Genomic DNA, 24,408 nt, shown 5'->3' on the forward strand with positions numbered 1-24,408 from the left:
ACGTTCAACGCAAGGTTGGAATCTTGTTAGAAGCATTCCGTCCATCCCCGGAGGACAAAAAAAGCCGTGCCGCGGAACAACCGGCGGCACGGCGGAAAAACCTGCTTTCAGAATGGTCAGTATTCTACAAGGGGGCGTCTTTCCACAGGGTGTCCATCCCGTAGAACTCGCGCGTTTCCTGCCCCATGATGTGGACCATCACGTCAATGTAGTCCACGACGGACCACAGGGCCACGGGCGTATCTTCCACGTAAGTGGGGACGGTTCCCGTCTTTTCCCTCACGGCTTCCTCCAGGTCCCGGATGACGGCGCGCAGATGGGGAACGGACAACCCCGTACACACCACCATGAAATCCGTCAGGGAAGACATGCCGCGCAGATCGTACACCCGCACATTCTCCGCCTTGGCGTCATCCGCGGCGCGGGCGCACATCTTGGCCAACTCCATAGCATCAATGGATACCATATTCGCTTGTTTCTATTCAGTTAATTTTTATCTTCGCGGTCACTGCCGTAATCCTCCACCGGATTATAGGAGAAGGGGTCCTGTTCCTTGCCCGGAGCCTTGTCTTCCCCCTCCCTGTCTTCCGCAGTCTTATCTTCCCGGTCTTCTTCGGAATTCTTTTTGTCCGCCGCGCCGGACTTGTCCTTCTTCCCTTCCTCTTCCACATCGGAAGGCATGGGCGGCGGCGTTACCTTTTCCGGGGGTTCTTCATCACTCCGTACTCCAGAATATCCACGACCTGCGAGCCTTCCAGCGTTTCAAACTCAAGAAGGGCTTCCGTCAGAATATCAAGCTTGTCACGGTTTTCCGTCAGAATGGTCATGGCCCGCTCATAGGCGGTATCCACGAGAAGGCGGACTTCCGCGTCAATAAGCTCAGCCGTGGACTCGGAATAATTGCGGGAACGCGTGCCCAGATCGCGGGCAATGTAAACTTCTCCCTGGTGTTCGCCGTATTCGATCAGCCCCAGTTTTTCACTCATGCCGAATTCGCACACCATGCGGCGCGCCAGATTGGTGGCGCTCTTGATATCGCCGGTGGCGCCGCTGGTCACGTCCCCGAACACGATTTGTTCCGCACAGCGGCCGCCCATGGCTACAACGAGCTGGTCGAGCATTTCGGAACGGAGCTGGTGCATCTTGTCGTCCGCAGGCAGCCACATGGTCATGCCCAGGGCGCCCCCGCGGGGAACGATGGTCACGCGGTGCAGAGGTTCGCTGTGCGGCGTTTTCAGCAGGCAGATGGCATGCCCCGCCTCGTGCACGGCGGTGATGCGGCGCCCGCGTTCGTTGATTGCCAGACTGCGGCGTTCACGGCCCCAATTGACCTTGTCGCGGGCTTCTTCAAGCTCCGCTTCCGTGATTTCCTTTACTCCCTTGCGGGCGGCCAGCAGGGCGGCCTCATTGATCAGATTGGCAAGCTGGGCTCCGGAAAAACCGGCCGTACCGCGTGCGATGCGCTTGAAGCTGACGTCGGGCGCCATCTTCACTTTCTTGGCGTGCACCTGCAGGATCTGTTCGCGGCCGCGGACATCTGGAAGGTTCACCACCACTTGGCGGTCAAAACGTCCGGGACGCAGCAGGGCCGGGTCCAGAATGTCCGCGCGGTTGGTGGCCGCAATCACAATCACGTTGGCATTATTCTCAAAACCGTCCATTTCCACCAGCAGGGCATTCAGAGTCTGTTCCCTTTCGTCATTGCCGCCGCCCATGCCGTAGCCTCTCTGGCGGCCCACGGCGTCAATTTCATCGATGAAAATCAGGCTGGGGGCCGTTCTCTTGGCCTGTTCGAACATGTCCCTGACACGGCTGGCGCCCACGCCCACGAACATTTCCACAAAATCGGAACCGCTGATGGAATAAAACGAAGCGTTGGACTCACCGGCAATGGCGCGGGCCAGAAGCGTCTTACCCGTACCTGGGGAACCCACCATCAGCACGCCGCGCGGAATGGTCGCTCCCAGTTCGCGGAACTTCTCCGGATTGCGCAGAAACTCGACAAGCTCCCACACTTCCTCCTTGGCCTCGCTGATGCCGGCCACATCCTTGAACGTCACCTTGTTCTTCTCCGGGGAAATGAGGCGCGCCCGGCTCTTGCCGAAGCTCATGGCGCCTCTCGCTCCGCCGCTCTGGGCGCGGAACATGAAGAACAGAATCACCAGAATCAACACGATGGGCAGCAGATTCAGCAGAATGCCGCCCCAGGAACCGGATTCCCGCTTGAACTTCGTATCGGGCCCCAGCAGCTCCTTGACCCGGTCGCCCTGAAATTCCAGCGTAAAAGGGACCTCCACGCGTTCAAACCTTTGCTTGTCCACGGCGGCGTCCCCCGTTGCTGCGGGCCAGATGCGGGCCACAAGCTGCCCGGACAGGACATTCTCATTCCCGGTATCCGCAAGCATCGGAGCGTCATTGCCCCCCGCAATACGGCCTTCCAGGGCCATCCGGTTGAATTCGTTTACGGAAAGCTTCTGCGCGTCCTTGGGAATATTGTCAACCCAGCTGCCTTCCACAATCCGGTAGCCGGAAAGTTCGTTCAGCAAAGGCTTGTCGCGGTCCGGCAGGGACGCAGAATAGGACAACACAAAAGGCTTCATTTCCACCTTCGGCTGAAGGTCTTTCTTGTACACCAGGGCGTGAATCACCCCTTCCGAGCCGTTTTCGCTCAGCACCACTTCCACAGGAGCCTTCGGATCGTTCAGGACCACCCGGCCGGCCTTGTATTGGGCCTCAAAAGACTCCAGGCTTTCCTTCTTGGGTCCCAGGCCAAAGGATTCAGGGGTGAAAAAACCAAAGGCAAGCACGCCCACAATAAGGAGAACCATCACCCACACGCCCCAGTTGGGGGATTCGGGCTTTCCGGAGCCTGGAAACTTGGGAGGACGAGGAGGATTGGGAGGCATTCGGTCAGACATGAGGCGATCAACACACAGAAGTTAATGAATCGGGCGGCATGATACGCCAGACATTGTAAAATAAAACTTTTTTCCGAGACATGCCGCTCAGCAGATGCAAGATGTGATCACTCCCTGCGGCAATGGGGAAATAGACAACCGCGGCGTCAATCCCGTTTCCTTTTTCTGCGTCGTCCTTCGTGATTTGCCGTCTCTCCATTCAGACGCTGGCGCAGCCTCTGTTTCCATTGCGGGATTTTTTCCTCAACCCGGGCGGCTCCGACTTCCCGAACCTTTCCCCAATGGGACTGTTCCTCCAAAGCCTTCTGCCTTTCCCTCCGTCTCTGCGCCTGGATTTCCTCCAATTTCCGGGCTCTCCGGATTTCCACGCGCTTGCTCACCTCTCCCTGGGCGGATGTCACCCGCCACGGTCCGATGCGGTAAGGGTACGTAATCGGCGCGCAAATCAGGTCGGCGTCCAGAAACCGCATGGAGGTAACCAGCATATTCTTGACGTTGGCCAGTACGCCTCCGTCCGACCAGACGCCGCCCATGCCCATTTCCAGCAGGAAGGCCAGGTGAAGCGTTTTCGCCCCCGACGCCAGAACGGCGAACTCCTTCAGGGAAATCCCCTCCGCCGGGTCTTCCTCCGGAGCGGCCACGGACGCGGCCCGGAGCAGGAACATGGTATCCCTCACCTTGCGGCTCAGGGCGCAAACCAGCTCGCCCACCTTGGGCCGGGCGTCAAAACGGTAATCCTTTACCTCAATCAGCCACAAATCCTGCCGTTCCGGATGATAGAGCAAAAAATCCATCTCCTTGCAGCCGCCGCAGAAATTCTGCGCCTGGCGTGCATAATAGCCGGAGCATTCAATGCGGCACACGACGTAGCCCTCATCGATCCAGAAACGGTGGACGCCCTCCACGTAATGGGCTTCTGACGGCTTATGACTCATAGCTCAGCTTCAAATACCTGTCCGCCTGTTCGATTTCCGCTTCAAGCGACTCAATAGGCCCCACATCCTCCAGGGAATCCCCGCACGTCACCCGGACGCCGGAACGGTCCCCCCTGGGCACGATCATGCCGAAAAACTTCCTGTGCACCATGGCATTCCGCGGCTCGGAAAGCTGAATCATCAGCTCCCGGAGCAGGAACAGGCTGTGGGAGGAAAGAATCACCTGCACCCCCGTCTTCGCAAGCCCCGTCAGGGTCTTCACCAGCACGGGCAGATGGGAGGCGTTCAAATTCATCTCCGGTTCGTCCCAGAACAGGACGGACCCTCTCTTCACGGAACCGTTTCTGATCAGGTAGCTCAGCGTTCCCAGCCTTTTGAACCCCTCGGCTACCAGGCTCATCTCAATGGGATGAAGCCCCGGCCTTTGCAGGAAAAACCGGCCGTCCCTCTTCACCACCTCGCCTCCGATGATCTTTTCCAGCCTGGCCACCACACGCCCCGCATCCGTGCTGATGGGAACGGAACCGGCATCCACATCCAGATACCGGCAAAGGTCCCAGCTCCCCCCGTCCAGAAACTCGGGGAATCTGCTCCCCACCTGGACAAAGCTCGGATAAATGGTCAGCACTTCCCGCGCCGCCAGAAACACGACGGGAACATTCAGAAACCGCTTGGGCATTTCCTGAATGTGCAGCCCTTCCTCCTCCTGCCCCGCCCGGAAATCAAAGACAAGATTGCCCATCCCCTCCGGCACGCCCTCTCCTTCCATCCCGGCTTCCACATGGGCGTGCGCGTTCCCGCGGTTCTGGGCGGTCAGCCCGGCCAGCCCGCGGGCGGCAAACACCCGCATCAGGTCCTTCCTGAGCCGCTGTTCCTCCGCCCATTTTTCCGGCAGGGACTTCTTGCCGCCGTCTGCGCTCCATCTGGCGACGGTATAGCATAGCTTCAGCAAATGGCTCTTGCCGGAATCATTGCCGCCTACCACTACATTGATTCCTGGCACGAACTCAAAATGTTCGCTGCCGGGAAACACCGTCACGCCGCGCACCAGTAAGTCATGTATCATACCGTTTTCAATTTAGCACAGAAGAGCATGCCGTAAATCACAAATGCCGCCAGCCTCCGCCACGGCGGGAGCGCTCCCGGCAGCCAGCTGGCCACGGAAAAAGAACGTTCCGGAACCATCTGTCCCGACCACCGTAAACTCCGTCATGAAGCCTTCCCGCCTTCTATCCGGGACACGTTCCCCGCATTGCGGAAATTCTGAAAACAGGGAAGTACAAATAACCGTCCGGTTCATGGCATCCCTGCCGCCATTCATTCCCGCCCGCGTTTTTACCCTCATCAGACGGCATGTGCCCGGAAGGCGGCGCGGCGCACTTTTGGCTTTCCATTGTCCGGCCCGTCATTAAAGTAGGCGCTATGAGCGCACAGTGGACCACCGCCAGGGAATATACGGACATCAAGTATGAAACCACGGACGACGGCAGCATCGCAAAAATAACGATCAACCGCCCCCAGGTCCGGAACGCCTTCCGCCCCCAGACCGTCCATGAAATGCTCAACGCCCTCAACGCGGCGCATGAAGACCCCAAGGTGGGCGTGGTCATCCTCACCGGGGAAGGCCCGGACGCCTTCTGTTCCGGCGGCGACCAGAAAGTGCGCGGAAATGCGGGCTACATCGGCGAAGACGGCGTACCGCGCCTGAACATTCTGGACGTGCAGCGCACCATCCGCACCATGCCCAAGCCTGTCGTCGCCATGGTGGCCGGCTATGCCATCGGCGGAGGGCATGTCCTCCACGTCGTCTGCGACCTGACCATTGCGGCGGACAACGCCAAATTCGGACAAACCGGCCCCAAGGTGGGCTCCTTCGACGGGGGGCTGGGCTCCTCCTACCTGGCCCGCATCGTAGGCCAGAAAAAAGCCCGTGAAATCTGGTACCTGTGCCGCCAGTACGACGCGCAGCAGGCTCTGGACATGGGCCTCGTAAATACGGTCGTGCCCCTGGACAGGCTGGAAGAGGAAACGCTCTCCTGGTGCCGGGAAATGCTCCGCCACAGCCCGCTGGCCCTGCGCTGCCTGAAAGCGTCCCTCAACGCAGACTGCGACGGCCAGATGGGCCTGCTGGACCTGGCCGGAAACGCCACCCTGCTCTACTACATGAGTGAGGAAGCCAAGGAAGGCAAAAACGCCTTCGTGGAAAAGCGCGAACCGGACTTTTCCAAATTCCCCAGGCTTCCGTAACCCCGCCGCCGCCTCATGTCCGCCTCATCCGACAACGAAGCTCCGGAACGGAACGACTCCGCCGAAATCAAAAACCTGCGCGATCTGCCGGAACACGAAAACATCGTGGAACACTTCTACGATCCGGACGACCAGGCCGTGCCGGAAAAACCCGTGCGGGAAAAAACACCCTTCTCCCTAGTCGGCAACATCATCTTCCTGCTCACCATCGCCATTCTGGCCGGCATCTCCTGGCTGGTTTACAACTCCTGGCAACCCCAGGAAACGAGCTCCCTGCCGGGCTTCCGCCAAAAGGACAACGCCCCGGACATTCCCAAAATAGTAAAGCAGGCCGTGGCGAGGGACGCCTCCGTCTCCTTCTCGGAGGAAGACATCAACCGCTATCTGGCCTCCTCCCTCCAGCCCAAGCAGCACGGGGCCCTGGCCATCTTCGCCACCAATCCCGCCGTAGGCGTGCGCCTGCATGGCGGCAAGGAAAAGCCTGACGGCTCCATCGGGGAAGGCTACATGGAAATCATCATTGAACGCTATACGGGCGTGGACTCCCGCCAGACCATTTCCCTGTTCCTGACTCCCTTCCAGTCCATGGACCCGCACAACTACATGGCTGTTCAGACCCGCTTTGAATTCTACAATGACAAAACCCTGCCGGGCGGGATCCACGTGGGAGGAACCATCGGCGCCCTGTCCGTGCCCCAGGGTTACATGATCTTCCTGCTGCCCGCCTTTGAAAACCTGCTGCAGGCATGCTTCCCCCTCATCCACATGGTGGAAGAAAGCGGCATGGGCCTCCACATCAGCGATGGCAGATTAAACCTGACCCCTCCGCAAAAGCGCACCTTGTAGAACGTACATAATCCATGGCGATTCATGATTGATTCTTGAGTCCCTATCCATAATCTGAAACACTTCCGGAGTGGACAGCACGCCCCAATGCCCTATTGTTGCAGGCCCTAACGGTGCAGGCAAAACAACCTTTGCCTTGGACTATTTGATGCATGAAACGAACTGCCGCTCCTTCATTAATGCGGACATGATCGCGCAGGGGCTTTCTCCTCTAAAGCCGGAAGCCGTTCAAGTCAAAGCAGGCAAACTATTCCTGGAAGAATTGGAACGTCATCTGAAACAGAGAGAAAGTTTTTGCTTTGAAACAACACTCTCCGGTTCCTCCTATTTTCAAAAAATCAAACAATGGAAGAAGGACGGGTGGCGTATAGTCCTCCATTATCTGTGGATACCCAATGCCCAATTTTCCGCCCTGCGCGTGCAGGAAAAAGTGGCCCAGGGGGGGGACATGGCATTCCTCAGGAATCCATTTTGCGCCGCTATAATAAAAGCCTGTGCAATTTATTCCGGTACCTCGCCATTTGTAACGAGACCATGTGTTACGACAACTCGGATCTGAATCATCCCCTGATTTTTACCATGGCGGCGGGAAAGGTTGAAGTGGTGAATAAAAAACTGTACAAGAGCATCCAGCAGGCAGTACGCCCATGAACAATCATCCACACCTGTCCGAAACAGCAAAACGCGGTTTGCGCGCACTCCATCGAGCCGTGAGAGAAGAAATGGAGAAAAAAAGCAGGCTGGGCCAATACGTCATCGTCTTCCGCAACGGAAAAACGGTAAGGATGCTGGCATCGGAAGCACTTAAAACGGCTCCCCCTGAAAAAAGATCCGGGGCAAAAGCCAAGTAATGCACAGGAAAAGACTTTTTCTATAAAAAAGTTGATCCTACACGGGGATACGATGAATTCCCTTTTTAATATTCCTTGTGAATGCGCACAGGAAATCTACTCTTCCAAATCCCGGACCATGAGAGTCATATATTCCTCCGGCCATGAACGGATGATCTGGCCTGCGTCATTGAACACCGCCACCAGGCGAATGGAATCCCGGCCGTCGGAAAGGACCATGACCGTCTCGTCATCTTCAAAATCGTAGCGCGGCTTGCCCAGCTTGAACGCCGGATTCCTGCGGTCCGTCTTCAGCCAGGCCCGCGCCTGTGCCATCGTCAAACCGCGCAGGGAACGTTCGCTCCTGAACACGCGCCGCGCCGCATTCATGGCCGCGGGAGTAGCCGCCACCATTCCATCCCGGAACGGCTTGGTTTCCCACATGCGGTCAATGTCGCGGTCCAGCGCCCCCCATGCCGCCGGAAAGAAGAAACACGGCCAGCGGCCAGACCAGCAGGGCTGTCATCATATAAATAGTCAGCCGTTTCCGGCTTTTGGACAGCGCGGCAATGCTCTGGGCGATCCTGCCCCACTTTTCCACCAGCTTCTCGTCCGCACGGCCGAACAGAAAATTCACCTTCCTGTACCTGATGCCCTTCCTCAATTCCGCAACCGTCTTTCCCTTTTCCGGGGCCAAATCTTCCAGAGTGGGACCTCCTTCCACAAAGTGGCGGAACACCTTCGGCCACAGCACGGGAATGACGGCAAAACGAATGGCGAGAAGCACAAGGCTCCCCACCAGGCACGCCAGGGCCAGGTAGTCAAACCTGCTGCTGAAAAAATAATCCGGATTCCACATCCAGATAAAAGGGGCGGCCAGATAAATGCCCAGGGAAAACAGGCACCAGGACCACACAATCGCGGAAAAACGCCTCACGGCCACAATCAGCCCCAGCAGGAACAACACCCCGGCCACGGCCAGTCCCCACGGAAACACGCCATAAATGGCCTCCGGGAAAGCCAGGATCATCAACGCCATGCCCACAGGCTGCCGAACTTTTTGCATGTCTGTACCGTAGCACAAGCCGGGAAGGGCATCAAGAGAGTAAGACGCCGCAGTCACACAGCCCCCCTTCCTGCGGTGCACCGCCTACTTCAACCACCCGTATTCCATGATCAGGGCCGCTTCCACTTCCGCATTTTTCGCAGTTTCGGAATCCAGGTTCTCATACATCGTCTTGATATCCTTCCGCTGGTCCAGATACTCCTTGCCGGAAAAAGCCATCTGGGATTTCTTGAACTCAATTTCCTTCAGAATCACCCGCTTCCAGACCTCGAACCTTCTCCGGCTCTCCATCAGGGCCGCCACCTTGATGCGCCTCTGCTGCAAATCCATCAGAACCTTCTTCTGCATCAAGTCATGATTCTCCTTGGCCGTTTTATACTGGAACCACGAGGTCAGCCGGGTATCCAGCTCTTCCCGAAGGCTCATGTTCACCTGCATGTCCCCTCCTCCGGCAAAAAAGCCCTGATACGTGCCGCCCGTACTGGAAAACAGGGTGGGGCTGTAAAAATTGATATCCACGGACGGGAAAAACTTCATTTTGGCATTCAGCACCTGCAACCTGGAAGCTTCCAGCTCCATGGCGACCATAGTCACCACCAGCAGGTCCAGATGGCGCGCGGCGGACTTGTACTTCCCCCAATCCAGCCTGGGCATCGTTTCGGGCTTGACGAGCCACCGGGCCTCCATGTTCCCCATAAGCGTGGCGAACCCCTCGGAAATATCGTCCAGGCTTTTCTCCAGTTCCTGTTCCGCTATCTTCTTCTGAACCCCGTCATCGTCATAGGGCAGCGAATTCAGCCGGTTCCTGTAGCTGATACGCGCATTTTGATAGGAAATCACCTGGCGGTACAGCCGGGACACCAGCTCCCTTTTTTTCATTTCCAGCGTCTTTTGGGCCGTATAAACGGCGGATTTGGCGGAATAATAATCAAAGGGTATCTGGGTCAGGGAGGGCATATTGAACAGAATGTTGGTATTGTACTCCACATCCTGTGCCGTCACCCGGCTCAGTTCGCTCAGTTCCTTCGTCAGCATCCAGTCCAGGTTCACACCCGGGATGATCTGGGTGAATACATTGACGACCGCACGCTCCGTCGTCCTGAGGGACTGTTCCGAACGCTTCAAATCCAAATTCCCCTCCATCATGCAGGCCATCGCCTGGTCCCATGAAATTTCCTTCCTGGGCAGCCGGTTCCAATCGGGAATAGCGGCCATCCGGTTCATCAACTCCCCCGCCTTTCTTTCCATATGCTTGTCCACGGAACAGGAAGTCCAGACGGCTGCGCAAATGCAGGAACACAATGCGGCCTTCAACCAGGCCGCTCCGAATGACCTCCTGAAAAGGCTGAAAACCGGGGAGAAAAAAAGCATGAGGGTGTTCGTTTCATAACTTCTGCCCCTGAAAAGTCAAGCACCAACACGACAGATCCGGGAAAGGAATGAAGGTGAAAAAAGAAAAGAAAGGGCCTGCGACAACTCCGGTTCCGGCTTTTCCCTCCAGGCCTTTTCCGGTGTCTTTTATTTTCCCGATTTCCTTCCTTGACAAACCATATGAAATACCACAGTCTGCGCAATAAACATTATCCAGTTAGTTGTTATGCGCCCTCTTTTTCAAACCATCTCCATGGCTTGCTGTTCCCTTGGTCTCCTTTCTCTTACCCAATGCGGCGGAAGCAGCAGCAACGGCATCGCCCCCACGACGCTTAACGGTACCACGGTATCCATCAGCTTGGGCATAACGGCTTCATCCTTCCCGAACATCTTTGAGTTAATCACCGACAACAGCGGTCAATCCCAACTTACCACCAGAGGAAGTCAAATCGCCTTATGGAACGGTGCCCCCACCGTGGTCTACTACAAGACGGGCGACAGTACCGCACTCCTGAATCTGCGCTGGATCCAGGGCACAAACAATACTACCGCCAATTCCCTGGACATACCTTCTCTCGAATTTGACCAGTCCACGCATGCAGTCGCAGGGGGGGAAGGAGCCACGCTCTCATTCCAGCCTGCAGGAGAGGAAATGCAAACTCTCAGCAACATCACGGCGGACGTCACCATTTTCTATAACAACTGATCCTCCCCTTCCTCGATATAATCCACGACATTTCTTATCCATATGAACACTCGTTTTTGCCTCCTGGCTTCCTTGTTGCTCCCTTCCGTATTATGCACTTCGGTGCTTACGGGCTGCGGCGGTTCCAGCAAAACCGAAGAAATCTATCTTCCTGTGGGCACCGCCCGCAACGTAACCGTCAACCTGGAAAACGGACGCTCATTCGTCATTGGCTTTAATGTGATCTCCGCACAGAACGCCTACATCTATTCCGGCGAAAGTGGAAGCCCGAGCAGCGCCTCCATGCACGTCAGGGGGTACGTTCCCGCGGACGATACCGCAAGCGAAATATCCTTTTACTGGTATACCAACCGGGATGGCGCAGAAGCTTTCCCCTGCTACCTGGTCATGACCAACGTCCAAAACGTCACCAAGGGAACCGGAAGCGCCACATGCGCCGTATCCGACATCTACTTTGCCGATCCTGCCGTTACGGACCGCCCCGGAACGCTGACGAGATTCAATTTACCGAATTAATAGCTCATCCTTCCTGTTTCTTTCCAAAAAGCCCGCGGATACCCCTGCGGGCTTTTTCGTGGCGGAAAAGCCCGCTTTAAAAACGGGGAAGAACATTCCCCTTCGTAACTGCCGTCTTTAATTCCGTACTGCGCGGTCTATACGGATAATCCAGGCCGGGTCATTGAAAAACGGATATTCAAATGTCCAGCGCATTGCTGAAAAAGGGCAAAGCTTCAAGACTGGTCACCCGCTCCATTCCATTTTCCTGTAAAAAACAGAGCCTGCATCCCCTGGCCCGGACAACGGAATTCACCCCCGTCCCATCTATTTCAGCACCTTTCCGATAGGGCGATAGGCGGAGAAAACGACCGGAATGGAAGAAAACAGCACGCATCCTAAAAGGGAAATGCCCAGAAGCCACAAATCCTGCCGTATATCGGCATACGTCAGAACAGTATCGCCCAATTTGAAAAACTCTCCCAGCACGATCTTCTGTGTCTTCATGAAAGCCCATACGGCTCCGGCAAAGGAAATGCCGATCAGGAAAATATTCTCGACAATGAATGTGAGGATCAGAAGGAGCGGTCGCACCCCGAAACTTTTCATCAGGGTATAAACATATTCGTTCTGGCGGAATTCCATGGAAGCCAGGGCAGTCAGAAGAATCCCCACAATAACCGCAATGCCGATGGAAAAACCCATCCGGCATTCCATCTGGTTGCTCATCAGAACTTCCAATCTTTTCAGAAGTCCCACGTGAGTCTGCACTATCGTCATGCTCCCGTCATAGCGTACAATATTATTCAGCGTCTCTTCAATGCTCTGGATATTGGCCGCGGTCATCTCATGCACCCGGATGACATAACGGTAATTGCTCATGAGGGAATCCAATTCAAAATTGAAAGCGCCCTCCGGGGCAAGAATAACTCCCGAAGGGTACAATTTCCCCAGCAGATGGTTTTCCGGCAGCGGGGAGGCATTCAGGGAAAAATCAAAATCCCCGATGGATACCGCGCATGGTCCCGGATGCAGGGGACTCCTGCCGGGATTAAACAAGAGGACAATGGAATGCTCCTCCAACTCCAGATCGGCAAGAAAAGCGCAGGACTCCATGTTGTATTCCAGAATGGGGAAAACGGCCTTCCCCACCCGGGCAAACCCCGCTGGAGAATCCTTCAGAGCCAGAACATCGCAATCGTGCAGGAGAGGCAGTTCGTGCTGAAGCAGACTTCTTTTGGAGGCCTCCCCCTCACGCACGGTATCAAAAACCGTAATCAGGTCTGCACCGTTCTTCCTGATCTCATCATGCAGCATCTTGGAGGAAAGAACGTAATTCGCAAGAAAGGAAAGGGCACACAGGGAAAGAAAAAACGCGACGAGCACGCGGGAAAGAGGGCTGGCCGGCCTTTCCTTCCAACGGTGAAGCGTATCCTTAAAGAGATACAGGCTGATTAAAATCAATGATTTCATGAGTCAGATCAAAAAGGCGGGAATCATGCGTACTCAGAATGCAAATCTTGTCGGCAGGATACTCCCTGATCAATTTCTTGATGATCTCCGTGTTGCCGTCATCCAGTCCGGAAGTAGGTTCGTCCAGCAGCAGAATATCAGAATCCTTCATCAGCGTACGGGCCAGGGCGGCGCGCTGGGCCTGGCCTCCGGACAGGCTTCCGGCCTTCTTGTGGCGCAGGGACTCCAAACCCAGCCTCTCCACCAGGTCATCTGCCCTGCGCTTCCACTGTTTTCTCGGCAGCATGGCCATTTCCGCGCATAACTGCAGATTTCTCTCCACCGTTGCCAGGGGCAGCAGGTTGATGCCCTGGAACATGTAGCTCACCTCCTTGCGACGGTAAAGAGCATCCGTCAGGGACCCGCGGCGCGGGGTGAGCACCCTCCCCCGCTGGGGCCGCAGATAACCGGCCAGAATTTTCAGCAGCGTGGTCTTTCCGCATCCGGAATATCCTTTTAAAATGGTGATTCCGGAAGAAAAAACCCTGTTGTAATTCTCAAAAATCCATTGCTTGTTCGAATAGCTGAACCAGACGGATTCACATTCCAATTTCATTTTTTCCGAACAATCAATTCCGTTTCTCCACTCACGACCAGCTCCAGATCGGGATGCATCTTTTCCAGAAGTTCCTGCCAGGAGGAGCACTTTCTTCCCTCCGGACTGGAGGCCAGACGGATCTTATTAAGGCGGATTACTTCTCCGGGGGGGGAATAATAAAGCCTGGCCGTGCAATTGGAACCCAGCATGGCGTGCGCCCGGTCATGGTCTTCCGGAGGCAGCCGGAAAAAGTAGGCCAGCAAATCTCCTCCGCTGGAAGTATTCTTCTCCACGCGTTTGAAAGCGAACGTTCCTTTCAGAGAGGAACCGTCACTCATGGGAACGGCCAGATAAAGGGACTCCGGAGGCAGCCTGGTCAGATCGGGATCCACAATGGAAATGGTAATATAGTAGGCGGAATCATCACAAACGGTCGCAATGGAAGATGCCGCATCCAGATACAGGGACGTGCTGTCGTCCCGCGGAAAGGAAAACTGGTACTGCAGCTTGCCGTCAAAAGGCATTCTGAGGATGTACTTTTCCTCCTTCTTACGGAACTCCAGCCGGGGTTTGTCTTCCACCATGGTCAACTCCTTCTTGACCAGTTCGATTTTGTTCTTCAGGGACTGCTCCGCCTTCTGCCCTCCCTCCGGCTGCTTGCTGGCGTACTGCCTTTCTTCCCTGGACAGGGAGGAATAGAATTTCATTTCATCCAGCTGCTTTTCCAGTTCGGACAATTCTTCCTCCTTGGCGATGCGGTCCTTCAAAATCTTGACTTCCAGCTCCCTTCGTTCCATCTCGATTTCATCCTCATTGACCGTAGCGATGATGGCATCCTTCCGGACCCGGCCTTCCGCAGGAATCCAGTTGCTGACGATTCCGTCCGCCGGCATGGCAAACGAGCGTATCCTCTCGGGCACGATCTTGGCCTTGAATGCATTGATGTAGCAGTCCTGTACGGCAACGGAGGACTCCGACCCCACATTCGGAGCAGAATCCATCCCGGCCCCATGAAGCTGGCTGAATGCCAGCACACACGGCAACGCCATCAGGCAGGATTTTTTCCACTTTCTCAACATATTTCCCTGTAAAAGAAAAAGCGCGGAAGTCCTTTGCGAACCACCGCACTTTGAATATAAAACCTGTGACTCATGAGCCACTTGATGAGATGGCCAATCAATTGCCGGTGGGGTAGTAGTACACGGTGCCGGCCGTTCCGGACCACGGATTTCCTGCGACAGCACCGGCGCCTTCCTGCACGCCGCTTATGAAGGAAACGGAACCCGTACACGTACCCTGGGCCGTTTCATGCTTTGTGGAAGCATGGTACGTAATATCCATGTCCACCTGAACGGAACCATAAAAAATCACCACAATCGGACCCGGCAATGTAATCTGCCCCTGGGCCAATACAAAGTTTCCTTTCAGGGAAGCTTTCTCCGCACTCGGCCTCCTGTAGATCATGTGTGTCGTAGCGGGAATCGCAGGCTCGGCGGCCGCTCCCTGGATCTTCGCCAACGGCAGATCGGAACCATTGCCCGTCAACTGAATAGTCAGAGTAGTGCGATTCTCCGGATTCACTTCATCCGCAATCGGCACGACCATGTCCAGCCTGCTCCCGGTCGGCAGGCAATCCCCTTCCCCCGTATCGCCGCTGCCTCCGCAGGACAGGAATCCGACAGACAACACCGCCAGAGACAGAGAAGAGAGAGAATACTTGTTGAATAAACGGGCAGACATAATGGAAAATAAGTTTTTTCTAAGATAGTGTTTCTTCCGCGAACGTCAATAAAATAACTGCGGGTATTCATATCTCCGCGTTGTCTCCCTACCTGGGACGCCACGGAGAAAAAAGGGGAAAGGAAAAACTGCCGGCAGCCCGTCGTCCTGAAGCATGGAAAAGAATGAAAAAACTGTTTTTCCTGCCTGAACCGCCACCCGCGAATAACCTCCTCCGCCACAGTCCACTGAAAATCACGCAGCGGCTGCACTTCCGGAGAAGGGTTATCCGGCTTTTTCCAGCCGTCTCTTGATTACGCGGCCCGTCACAAAGAGGGGAGCGGCTCCCATCAGGAACAGGAACACGGAATCCTTCCACGGCGTGGGCACCGTCCCTTCGTCCGCGCTGTAGCCCGGATCATCCGGAGACTTTCCGGAATTGCCCCACGGCAGGGGCTGGCGGCGTGCCAGGAAAATTTCCGGGCGGTCCAGCGTATCCCGGCTGACACGCTGAATCTCCGCGGACTCATCCAGCATCACAATGCGGTCGTTGACATAAAAGGATTTGACGGAAGGCTTGCCTTTGCCCTCCCGCTCCAGACGGTCAATAGTCCGCTTGTAGCTTTTCTCCGAACCGTCAATGGCGGCGCGCCGGACGGTACGCACGGCGTCTTTCGCCTGTTCCGGATTCTCCGCGCCAATGGCGGAAATGTGCAGCAGCGCCAGCTTGAGCAGCTTGAACTCCTCAAATTCACGGTTGCTCAACTGAGGCTTGGCCTTCAATTCATCCACTTTTTCCTGAATGGTCTCCCGTTCCTTTTCCCAGACATTTTTGGAAGCCTGGTCCACTACCATCATCTCAAAGGAATAGCGCAGGGGACAAAACTCCGCCACCAGGGGAACGCGCCCCGGCTTGAGGCGGCCGTGTTCGTCCGTGCGGTGGGCGGACCAGGGAATGAACTGGTTCATTTCATCAAAATGCACGATGGCCCCGGCCATCAGAATCTGGGGAATCAGCAGCAGCGGCACCATGTTGAGCGCCGCCCGCTCCGTTTTGGCAAAAACGGAGACAAGCAGGGACAGGCTCACGCCGATGAAGGCCGTCAAGGTCATCGTTCCCAGATAAACCAGGAACATTTCATGGATTTCCAGAATGGCGTTCCCCACCCACAGGAACAGGGCGGACTGCACGGCGGACAGCCCTGTCAGCACCAGTGCCTTGGCAAGCACGTAACCGGTCACGAACACCTTGGAATTGCTCTCCCTCTTGAGCAGGGCGCGGTCCTTGAGCACCTCGCTGGCCGCCCCGGTCAGGCCGAAAAACATGGCTACGATCGTCGCCAGAAACAGATAGGATGGAATGTGAAGCGCCGTGGCAAACGTGTACTCCGGGCTGGAAGAAGCGCGCAGAGTCAGGGAAATCAGCAGAGCCAGCACGGGGCCTTCCAGCAGCATGGTGTACAGCCCCATCCGGCTCCGGACACGCCCCAGAAACGTGCGTACGGCCCAGATGCGGAAAAGCCGCCAGAGCTGCATCATACTGCGCCGGGGGGCCGGGGGAAACTCCAGCGTGCCTTCATACAGCGTCCTGGGACCGCCCCCTTCATGATGGTGCCCCATCACATTGCGGAAACGGTAGCCCTCAAAGCGTTCCTGCCACAGCCGCGGATGCTGCCTGCGGCGGCGGTCATGCCAGGAAAGAGGGGCTTCCAGCACCTCAAACACGTAATCCGCGCCTCCGGCGGTCCGGGATTCTTCCGAGACTTCTATGGACATGTCCACGGCCGCCTTCCGGAAATAGCGCATCATGCCCGGCACATCACCCCAGTAGGCCATCTGGCCGCCGTGGTCCAGCACCAGCACCTTGTTGAACTGGTTCAGAATGGCCGTGCTGGGGCGGTGCATGGTGGCAATCACCATCTTGTCACGGCTCATGTTCTGCAAAGTCTGCATGACCAGCTTGGCGTCCGAGGTGGAAAGGCCGCTGATGGGCTCGTCCAGCAGGAACACGTCCGCAATGCCTGCCAGATCAAGCCCCAGGTTCAGGCGGGTTCTCTCCCCGTCGGAAATGGTGCGCGCATTCATTTCCCCTACACGGCGGGAGGCAATGTGCGTCAGCCCCAAGAATTTCAGAATGGCGTTCACCCTCCTGGCACGGCCGGAACGCGTCAGGCGCGGCCTCCTGATGATGGTGGCCTGGGCGATGTGTTCCGAAACGCTCATGGCGGCGTCCAGAATATCTTCCCGGGGAATGAAGGCAATGTAGGGGCGCACCAGTTCCGGCGCGCTGTACAGAAGCTGGTTGTTGTAGCGGATGCATCCGCGCGTGGGCGGCAAATGCCCCGCCATCATGGCCAGCAGGGTACTTTTCCCGGACCCGCTGGGCCCCAGGATGCACACCATTTCTCCGCGCTTCACGCTCAGGTCAATATTGTCCAGAACGCGCCCGGAACGCCGGAATTCCTTGGTGACGCCTTCCACGCTGAGCGTCCTGATGGCGTGGTACTCTTCATCCAGCACTCCGGCGGAAAACCGGCAGCGCAGGGCGTGGTAGGAATTCAGGTGCACCACATCCCCGTCCTTTAAAGACATCCAGCCCTTGACAATCCTGCCGTTGATCCACAGGGGCATGGACGCCTCCACCACCTCCAGCCAGCCGGAATTGGTAGCGCTGGAAAAAGAAACCTCCAGCACCACTCCCGCGGCCAGGCCGGGAGTCAGCAGCATATCCCCCTTGCGCGCCTTTTCCGGCATGTTGGTCACGCGCAGCTTGCGGGTGCCGGGATCCAGGCGGAAGCGGCGGCCGATGTCGGACAGGGCGTTCTGCATCTCCCCCATGGAAAAAGGCCCTTCCCCGTCCAGCGTGAAGGAGGAATAATATTCCATCCTGACACTCTCGCCGGGGTACAGGCGGCGACCGTCCACCACGAACTCCACCTCCGGCCTCAGCACCTCCGCCTCGCAGGCCAGGCCCATGCTTACGCGCACCGCGCTGGCCCTGGACCTCATGCGGCTGATCTGGAGCGAACCGTTGTCCAGGACAAGATAGCAGACTTCCTGCTTGCCGGAACGCTTGCAGTCCAGGAAAAAGGCGAAATCCTCAAAACTCAGCGGCCCGGAGGGCAGCAGCACCACCTGTCCGTTGGTCAGAGGCATCACCCCCCCGGGGGCCAGATGCCTCCCCCGAACCACGATGGACTTGCTGCCGTCATTGACCACCAGCACCAGGCGGGAACACCGGATCAGCCGGAAGGAAATTCCCTGGTCGGACTCCGGAAGGGACACCTCCCCGCCGATTCCGGAAGAAAAGCTCACGCTGTAGGCCGGTTCCTGGGCCTCCACATCCGGAGTCATCAGAAGCTGCCTCAAATGGTTGGCCGCTCCCGGCAGTTCCAGCCCGTATGTCACCTGGTCGAACAGCTCACCGGTCATTCTGGGGTCTCCGGTATTGATGAGCAGGGAAAGCACTTCCAGGGCAATCGCCATGCGCTCCGTTTCATCCCGGCCGGAGGCGGCGGACGCCAGCACGTCCTCCACCGTCAGGCTGGCGCGCATGGACCGTTCAAACCGGTTGGAAAGCCAGCGGTGCTCCACTTCCGGGAAAGTGTAGCGCAGAATGTCCAGGGCGGCGTCCGCATCCCGCGCGCTCAAGTGGCGGCGGCCGCTCAGAATGGTGGCAAACAGGTCCACCAGTGTTCCGGCGTGGATCTTCATGGACCCGTCGTCCCGGCGCAGCCACGGAACATAGGCGCCCAGCGTCCTGACCAGATTCAACCTCCAGTGGATCAGCTTGGAGGGTATGTCAAAAAACCATCGGATCATGCCAGGGAACGCGTTGCCTGCACCAGTAGTACAGGGATTCCCGCGCCACCTCAAGCGGAACCGGCCTTCCCCGGAGAAATGACAATATTTTCTGCACCTTTATCTTGCAATAGGTCCGGCGTAAGTATAGTTCTGTCCAATGTTCCTCGCCTTCCAAATGGAAGCGGGCCAAAATACACCAACATTATCACGACATGGATATTTTAGTTTCTACTCTTTGTGACTTCGCCGCCGATTACCAGGGCAAGCTTTGCATCCAGGGCGGGTTCGACTCCCTGGTTGCCCGCCAGTTCCCGGTAGTGCATCCCGTTTGCGCCGTTGCCCTCCGCATCTGCCTCACCCCTGAAGACGAAGGCAACCATGAACTGGGCCTGAGCATCGTTGACGCCGACGGCACGCCGCTGGACAAGGAACGCATGCCCATCAAGATCAATTTCCCGGTGCCTGCCTTCCCGGAAGGCGCCTCCTTCTTCACCCGCAACCTGATCATGAACTTCCAGGGACTGCGCTTTGAAAAGCCGGGCAACTACTCCATCGACCTGACGGTGGACGGAGAACTGGCCTCCCGCGTGCCTTTCCGCGTGGTGCAGGTGCAGGAAGAAGCTTCCCAGGAAGCCTGATCAACACACGTTTTTCCTATCAAGCCGCCTGCCGTTTTTACGGCAGGCGGTTTTTTATTGCCGCGTACTTCCAAAAAAACGCGTTTTCCGGAGAAGGAGGATTCCCCTCCACCATGTTCCGGAACGCTTTTCAACCATAAAAAGGCGGGAGCCGGCGCACCTGGGCGGTACAGATACACTCCGCCGGAAACGGATGCCGCCGGAAACCCGGCCCTTCCTCCGGGACGGCCTGCCTTACATTTCGCTGAAATCCAGCCGGGTAACGTTGAAGTAGGTTTTCCCCTTCCGGCAGGAATTCCACAGGATAACCAGCATCAGGGCAAACAGGCCCAGCCGCCATGCCACTTCAAAGGGATAGCTGGTCACTTCCCGCTCCACCCCGATGCAGTTGCAGGAAAGGGAAAGCCCCCTGATCCACCCCTGCACAAAGAGAGCCACAAACGTAAACGTCAGCGCACTGCCCAGCAGAGCGGCGCCGGCGCAGGTCCTGCGGAACAGAAGACCCAGGCCCACCACGATTTCACACGCCACTCCCAGGGAAGCCAGGGGATGCCCCCAGGCCTCCGGGAAAATGGAGAAACGGTCTATGGTCGCCTGGAGCTGGTCCAGATGAAGGAGCTTGCGCCCTGCCACAAAAAGAAAAAAGCCCCCCATCCCTACCCGGAGCAGGAACATGCAGGTACGTACTATTTTCTCTCTCAGCATGACGGACGCTTTCTGTTATTCAAAGTGGCTTTGCTGGCGGCTCACCTTGTCATTGCGCAAATTATTGAGTTCGTGGCGGACCTTTTCCAACTCCAGTTGAAGCGCCTTTTCCCGTTCGGAGGCAGTCCCCGCGGAGGAAGGCTGGGTCTTCCCTCCTTTTCGGGACTTGCCTACGGCATCTTCCTGGAAAAGCATCTTCAGGCCGGATGCCTTCGTGTCAAACTTCAGCACGCCGGAAACGGGTTTCTGGGAACCGGGGTGCTTCACGGAGGCTTTCACCGTCACGGTGCCGGGCTGCGTTCCCAGGCGCACCAGCGCCGGGGCGGACCCCCACTTGACAGGCTGAACCAGCGTGCCGTCCGGAGAATCCGTCAGCAGCTCGGCCGGGCCCTCAATGGAGAAAACGATCTCCTCATCATTCAGGCGCTTCACGGTTCCGCGGCCGTCCGTGACTTCCGCCACCACGGCAAACACGTCGGAACCGTTCGCGGACAATTCCACTCCTTCCTCCCGGTCCAGGCGCAGGCGGATTTTCTCCGCACGTCGGGACGGGCGCACCTCATGCCTGGTCACCACCTTCCCGCCAATCAGGCCTTCCGCCACCAGCTTCACCGCGCCTTCCTTGCCGCCGCGGGCAAGCTTCTTGTTTTCCATGAAATCCCAGGCTTTCGGGAAGACGACGGGCACGCGCTTGAGGCCGTTGGGATAGGAACCCACCTTCTTTTCCACCGGAGCGCCGCCGTTGACGCTCAGGCGCACGGAATCACAGTTGGAAAACACCGTGACGTCTTCCGGAGAAAAGGGAGTGCACTCATTGGCGATGTAAACCACCGGACCGGAACCAAGTGCGTTCTGGGACTTCTGGGGCCGCTGGGACATGAAGGCATAATAAGATGTCTTCGGCTGGCGGAAGGCATCCAGAATACCGCCGTAAAAGGGGTCCGGATGGTAGCCGCGCTGGTGGTCGAACGGATGCCAGAGGCAGCCGCCGAAGTGGTAGGCCGGAGCGGCGTTCAAAGTATCATATGTAGTATAGGGGAAGGACGTCTTGAGATAATGGAGGGCCTGCACCATCATCGGAGCTTCCCCCCAGTGCCGCGCCACGCGGGAGGTGGAATTATGGGCGGACCAGGTATCCACGTTGTCCCCGAATTCCCGGGTAAAATACGGCTTGTTGTTTTTCCGCTCCTTGATGGACCAGTGCTTGTCCCCCGTGGAGGGATGAGCATAAAGCACTTCATAATGTTCGCTGCCCTGGGCCACCGCATCGCAAGCGGTATAGCACCCCGGATACGGGTATTCCTCATGCACCAGGTCGCGGACCTTCTTGGCAAAATCTTTCGGATAATGGGTCTCATTGAGAATGGGCTCCCACATCATTACGGAGGGGTGGTTCCGGTCGCGGCGCACCATCTGGCGCACATCGTCGTACACCCGGTCCGCAAAAGGCCCTTTGCCCCAGAACTGCCATCCCGGCGTAGCGACGATCACAAACAGTCCCAGCCGATCGCAGGCATCCATGAAAGCCGGGTCCTGGGGGTAATGGGCGCTGCGGATAACACGCATACCCGCCTTTCTCAGCTTCACGGCATCCTGCCATTGCAGGTTGTTGGGCACGGCATTGCCCAGCCGGGCGAAATCCTGGTGCCTGTTGCCCCCGATCAATTTTTCCGGGAACAGGGAACCGTTCAGTACCAGCCCTTTTTCCGTAATTTCCACAGTCCGCACGCCCACCCTCATGGAGCGGTTGTCCAGCAAATGGGCCGGATTCTTGGCATCCGCCCCTCCGGCGGCCTTCCAGACCTCTACGCTCAGCGTGTACAAATTGGGATTATCCGGAGACCACGGCCTGACATTGGAAATCACCAGAGGAATATCCACTTCACCCGTGGAATGCGGCGGAATCACGAGGGGGGCCGTCTCCCCCACGGGGTCCACGCCCTTGGGGTCCGTCATCAGCGCCTGCACGCGCACTTTCTGCTCCTTGTCCGTATTGTTGGCTACCTGCACCTTCACCCCCACCTTTCCCTTCCGGGTACGAGGATCAAGGGATTCCGTCCGGAAAAAGATGCCGCCGCCGGCCACGGTTCCCGCTTCATTCGGGTCCGTAATATAAACGGGGCCCGTAGAAATCAGGTACGCATCACGGTAAATGCCGCCGAAATAGGCAAAATCCAGACTCTCCTGGGGCTTTCCGGGAGGATAGGAGCTGTCGTTGGAATTGTCCGCCTTCACGACGATGACGTTCTTCTGGCCCGGCTTCAGCCACTTGTCCAGATTCACGATGACGGGGAGATACCCGCCGAAATGTTCGGCGGCCTTCTCGCCGTTCACCCATATCTCGCTCTTCCCCATGATCCCTTCAAAATACAGGGTATTTCTCTTGCCTTTCAGATCGGCAGGCGCCGTAAACGTCTTCCGGTACCAGACCGGTCCCTGGTAATTGGAGCAGCCGCTGGCCTCTTCCGGCAGCAATTCGGTTCCGTCGGGGAGATTCACGGACTGCCAGGAAGAATCGTCAAAATCCGCTCCGGTCACGCCCTGCGGAGCATCCTTCCCCTTGAAAAACTTCCAGCCTACGTTCATACCGTACACATGCCTTTTGGTCGTTTGTTCCGGCAGGCGAAGCGCTCCGGCTACGGAATACTGGCCTGTGGAGGAAGCCGCCTCCTCGGCGGCGGTTTTCTGGTCCGCAGGCGCAGACATGGCGGACAAAACCGCGGCCGCCCAAAAAACAGGAGAGATGTTCATAAATAATAAATGGGAGTTTCTATTGCAAAGACCTTTTACGGAAAAATCCGTGCGGGTCTTTCACTCCTATAATACATCCTTGCTGATAATGCAAATACATACGTCATCAGGCATCTTCCGCTTGACCTGACTGGCATGTTTTTTCATAGTCAATTCGTCCTGTGCGGAACCGTTCCGCAGCCCCGGCTCCGGGGGTCAGACTTTCAGTCCCGTGAAAAGGAAAAAGCATGACTCCCCCTGGGTTAGACCGGGACGCCCGCTTTTATCCACTAGTTTTTTTATGTCATCTTTCTTTCAGAAAATTGTCAAACTGTTCTCCTATGACATTGGCATTGACCTGGGCACAGCCAATACGCTGGTCAACGTCAAGGACCAGGGCATCGTCCTGCGCGAGCCCTCCGTCGTAGCCGTCAAGGGGGACAAGGTACTGGCCGTGGGGGACGAAGCCAAGCGCATGCTGGGCCGTACCCCCGGTTCCGTCACGGCCATCCGGCCGCTGAAGGACGGCGTCATTGCCGACTTCTACATCACGGAGGAAATGCTCCGCTACTTTATCAAAAAGGCTACGGCCAGGTACTACCTGATCAAGCCGCGCGTGCTCATCGCCATTCCCTCCGGCATCACGGAAGTGGAGCGCAGGGCCGTCAAGGAATCCGCGGAAGCGGCGGGCGCGCGGCGCGTACACCTGATTGAGGAACCGATGGCGGCCGCCATCGGCGTGGGCCTGCCTGTTCAAGAAGCCGCCGGCAACATGATCGTGGACATCGGCGGCGGCACTACGGAAGTGGCCCTCATCTCCCTTTCCGGCATCGTTTACAGCCGTTCCGTACGCTGCGCCGGGGACGAACTGGACGACGCCATCATCTCCTACATGAGGAGAACTTACAATCTCATGGTCGGGGAACGCACCGCCGAGGACATTAAAATCCGCATCGGCTCTGCCTATCCCCTGCCACAGGAACTCTCTATCGAGGTCAAGGGCCGCGACCTGGTCGCGGGCCTTCCCAAGACAGTGACCATCCGCTCTGAAGAAGTGCGGGAAGCACTCACGGAACAACTCAATACCATTGTTGACGCCGTGCGCACGACTCTGGAACGCTGCCCCCCCGAACTTGCCGCCGACCTCGTGGACCGGGGGATCGTTCTGGCCGGCGGAGGCGCCTTGCTGCGCGGACTGGATCAGCTCCTTCACGAGCAGACCGGCCTGCCTATCCACATCGCGGAAGATCCGCTCAGCGCAGTTGCGGAAGGGACGGGAAAAGCCCTTCAGGAACTGGACTTCTTCACTAATGTTACGGATGCGGAAGACTGAATCCGGCAGAGCCGG

Annotated in this window: 23 protein-coding genes and 1 pseudogene; 9 read left to right on the plus strand and 15 right to left on the minus strand. The window is 57.2% G+C overall.

The window, feature by feature from the left end; all coding sequences use genetic code 11:
• Window positions 1-124 precede the first annotated feature (124 nt).
• From rsfS to OQH67_RS03085, 5 genes are all read right to left on the minus strand, one after another.
• Entirely contained in the window at window positions 125-448 is a 324-nt protein-coding gene (gene rsfS / locus OQH67_RS03065; protein WP_265145619.1) for a ribosome silencing factor, read from the minus strand.
• Between the two features lie 38 nt (window positions 449-486).
• Entirely contained in the window at window positions 487-681 is a 195-nt protein-coding gene (locus OQH67_RS03070) for a hypothetical protein (protein ID WP_265145620.1), read from the minus strand.
• Between the two features lie 11 nt (window positions 682-692).
• Window positions 693-2,918 carry an ATP-dependent zinc metalloprotease FtsH gene (gene ftsH, locus OQH67_RS03075; RefSeq protein WP_265145621.1) on the minus strand — a complete coding sequence of 742 codons (2,226 nt, stop codon included), beginning with the start codon at window positions 2,916-2,918 and terminating at the stop codon, window positions 693-695.
• Between the two features lie 146 nt (window positions 2,919-3,064).
• Window positions 3,065-3,853 carry a hypothetical protein gene (locus OQH67_RS03080; protein WP_215435709.1) on the minus strand — a complete coding sequence of 263 codons (789 nt, stop codon included), beginning with the start codon at window positions 3,851-3,853 and terminating at the stop codon, window positions 3,065-3,067.
• Entirely contained in the window at window positions 3,843-4,919 is a 1,077-nt protein-coding gene (locus OQH67_RS03085) for an AAA family ATPase (protein ID WP_215435708.1), read from the minus strand. Before OQH67_RS03085 ends, OQH67_RS03080 begins: the two co-directional genes overlap by 11 nt.
• Window positions 4,920-5,275: 356 nt before the next feature.
• Here OQH67_RS03085 and menB point away from each other — a divergent pair, with 356 nt between their 5' ends.
• The 4 genes from menB (at window position 5,276) to OQH67_RS03105 (ending at window position 7,797) form a co-directional block, all read left to right on the plus strand.
• Window positions 5,276-6,100 (plus strand): 1,4-dihydroxy-2-naphthoyl-CoA synthase, encoded by an 825-nt coding sequence (menB, locus tag OQH67_RS03090; RefSeq protein ID WP_130083204.1) that lies wholly within the window; start codon window positions 5,276-5,278, stop codon window positions 6,098-6,100.
• 15 nt (window positions 6,101-6,115) lie between these two features.
• On the plus strand, window positions 6,116-6,946 hold the full coding sequence (locus OQH67_RS03095; RefSeq protein ID WP_215435707.1) for a hypothetical protein: 831 nt from the start codon (window positions 6,116-6,118) through the stop codon (window positions 6,944-6,946).
• Window positions 6,947-7,016: 70 nt separating this feature from the next.
• Window positions 7,017-7,505, plus strand: coding sequence for an ATPase (locus OQH67_RS03100; protein WP_215435706.1), 489 nt, complete (start codon window positions 7,017-7,019; stop codon window positions 7,503-7,505).
• A gap of 88 nt (window positions 7,506-7,593) precedes the next feature.
• Window positions 7,594-7,797: a hypothetical protein gene (locus OQH67_RS03105; RefSeq protein WP_215458888.1), complete on the plus strand. Its 204-nt coding sequence runs from the start codon at window positions 7,594-7,596 to the stop codon at window positions 7,795-7,797.
• Window positions 7,798-7,893: 96 nt separating this feature from the next.
• Here the strand turns inward: OQH67_RS03105 and OQH67_RS03110 are convergent, their stop codons facing one another.
• The 3 genes from OQH67_RS03110 to OQH67_RS03120 all read right to left on the minus strand — a co-directional run bounded on the left by OQH67_RS03110 (window position 7,894) and on the right by OQH67_RS03120 (window position 9,988).
• A complete protein-coding gene (locus tag OQH67_RS03110) occupies window positions 7,894-8,220 on the minus strand; it encodes a hypothetical protein (RefSeq protein ID WP_265145622.1) in 327 nt (108 codons plus the stop codon).
• Between the two features lie 4 nt (window positions 8,221-8,224).
• Window positions 8,225-8,842, minus strand: a complete 618-nt coding sequence (locus OQH67_RS03115) for a hypothetical protein (protein ID WP_265145623.1) — start codon at window positions 8,840-8,842, stop codon at window positions 8,225-8,227.
• Window positions 8,843-8,926: 84 nt separating this feature from the next.
• On the minus strand, window positions 8,927-9,988 hold the full coding sequence (locus OQH67_RS03120) for a hypothetical protein (RefSeq protein ID WP_067570928.1): 1,062 nt from the start codon (window positions 9,986-9,988) through the stop codon (window positions 8,927-8,929).
• On the opposite strand from OQH67_RS03120, the gene OQH67_RS03125 reads away from it, so the two are divergent.
• The 3 genes from OQH67_RS03125 (at window position 9,987) to OQH67_RS03135 (ending at window position 11,435) form a co-directional block, all read left to right on the plus strand.
• Complete coding sequence (locus OQH67_RS03125; protein ID WP_215458886.1) at window positions 9,987-10,232, plus strand: hypothetical protein; 246 nt, start codon at window positions 9,987-9,989, stop codon at window positions 10,230-10,232. The two genes, OQH67_RS03120 and OQH67_RS03125, sit on opposite strands and share 2 nt — an antisense overlap.
• Window positions 10,233-10,688: 456 nt before the next feature.
• Complete coding sequence (locus tag OQH67_RS03130) at window positions 10,689-10,919, plus strand: hypothetical protein (RefSeq protein ID WP_265145624.1); 231 nt, start codon at window positions 10,689-10,691, stop codon at window positions 10,917-10,919.
• A gap of 42 nt (window positions 10,920-10,961) precedes the next feature.
• Window positions 10,962-11,435, plus strand: a complete 474-nt coding sequence (locus OQH67_RS03135; protein WP_215435702.1) for a hypothetical protein — start codon at window positions 10,962-10,964, stop codon at window positions 11,433-11,435.
• Window positions 11,436-11,741: 306 nt separating this feature from the next.
• Here the strand turns inward: OQH67_RS03135 and OQH67_RS03140 are convergent, their stop codons facing one another.
• The 5 genes and pseudogenes from OQH67_RS03140 to OQH67_RS03160 all read right to left on the minus strand — a co-directional run bounded on the left by OQH67_RS03140 (window position 11,742) and on the right by OQH67_RS03160 (window position 19,005).
• Window positions 11,742-12,887, minus strand: a complete 1,146-nt coding sequence (locus OQH67_RS03140; RefSeq protein WP_215435701.1) for an ABC transporter permease family protein — start codon at window positions 12,885-12,887, stop codon at window positions 11,742-11,744.
• A 121-nt stretch (window positions 12,888-13,008) separates the two neighbouring features.
• Window positions 13,009-13,482: pseudogene (locus OQH67_RS03145) on the minus strand (ATP-binding cassette domain-containing protein); the annotation flags it as partial.
• A complete protein-coding gene (locus OQH67_RS03150) occupies window positions 13,479-14,543 on the minus strand; it encodes a hypothetical protein (RefSeq protein ID WP_215435700.1) in 1,065 nt (354 codons plus the stop codon). The pseudogene OQH67_RS03145 and the gene OQH67_RS03150, both read right to left, overlap by 4 nt.
• Before the next feature lie 97 nt (window positions 14,544-14,640).
• On the minus strand, window positions 14,641-15,204 hold the full coding sequence (locus tag OQH67_RS03155; RefSeq protein WP_215435699.1) for a hypothetical protein: 564 nt from the start codon (window positions 15,202-15,204) through the stop codon (window positions 14,641-14,643).
• Between the two features lie 264 nt (window positions 15,205-15,468).
• Window positions 15,469-19,005, minus strand: a complete 3,537-nt coding sequence (locus OQH67_RS03160) for an ATP-binding cassette domain-containing protein (protein WP_215435698.1) — start codon at window positions 19,003-19,005, stop codon at window positions 15,469-15,471.
• Between the two features lie 194 nt (window positions 19,006-19,199).
• Between OQH67_RS03160 and OQH67_RS03165 the strand changes: the two genes are divergently transcribed.
• Window positions 19,200-19,625, plus strand: a complete 426-nt coding sequence (locus tag OQH67_RS03165; RefSeq protein ID WP_067570945.1) for a DUF6941 family protein — start codon at window positions 19,200-19,202, stop codon at window positions 19,623-19,625.
• 234 nt (window positions 19,626-19,859) lie between these two features.
• Here OQH67_RS03165 and OQH67_RS03170 read toward each other — a convergent pair whose 3' ends face one another.
• Both OQH67_RS03170 and OQH67_RS03175 read right to left on the minus strand, forming a co-directional pair.
• Window positions 19,860-20,330 (minus strand): MauE/DoxX family redox-associated membrane protein, encoded by a 471-nt coding sequence (locus OQH67_RS03170; protein WP_215435697.1) that lies wholly within the window; start codon window positions 20,328-20,330, stop codon window positions 19,860-19,862.
• A gap of 15 nt (window positions 20,331-20,345) precedes the next feature.
• Window positions 20,346-23,081: a glycoside hydrolase family 2 TIM barrel-domain containing protein gene (locus tag OQH67_RS03175; protein WP_215711610.1), complete on the minus strand. Its 2,736-nt coding sequence runs from the start codon at window positions 23,079-23,081 to the stop codon at window positions 20,346-20,348.
• 280 nt (window positions 23,082-23,361) lie between these two features.
• Between OQH67_RS03175 and OQH67_RS03180 the strand changes: the two genes are divergently transcribed.
• The gene (locus OQH67_RS03180) at window positions 23,362-24,393 is read left to right on the plus strand and encodes a rod shape-determining protein (protein ID WP_012419593.1); all 1,032 of its coding nucleotides are present in this window, start codon (window positions 23,362-23,364) and stop codon (window positions 24,391-24,393) included.
• Window positions 24,394-24,408 lie beyond the last annotated feature (15 nt).

The organism is Akkermansia biwaensis (assembly GCF_026072915.1).
GTDB classification, from domain to species: Bacteria; Verrucomicrobiota; Verrucomicrobiia; order Verrucomicrobiales; family Akkermansiaceae; genus Akkermansia; species Akkermansia biwaensis.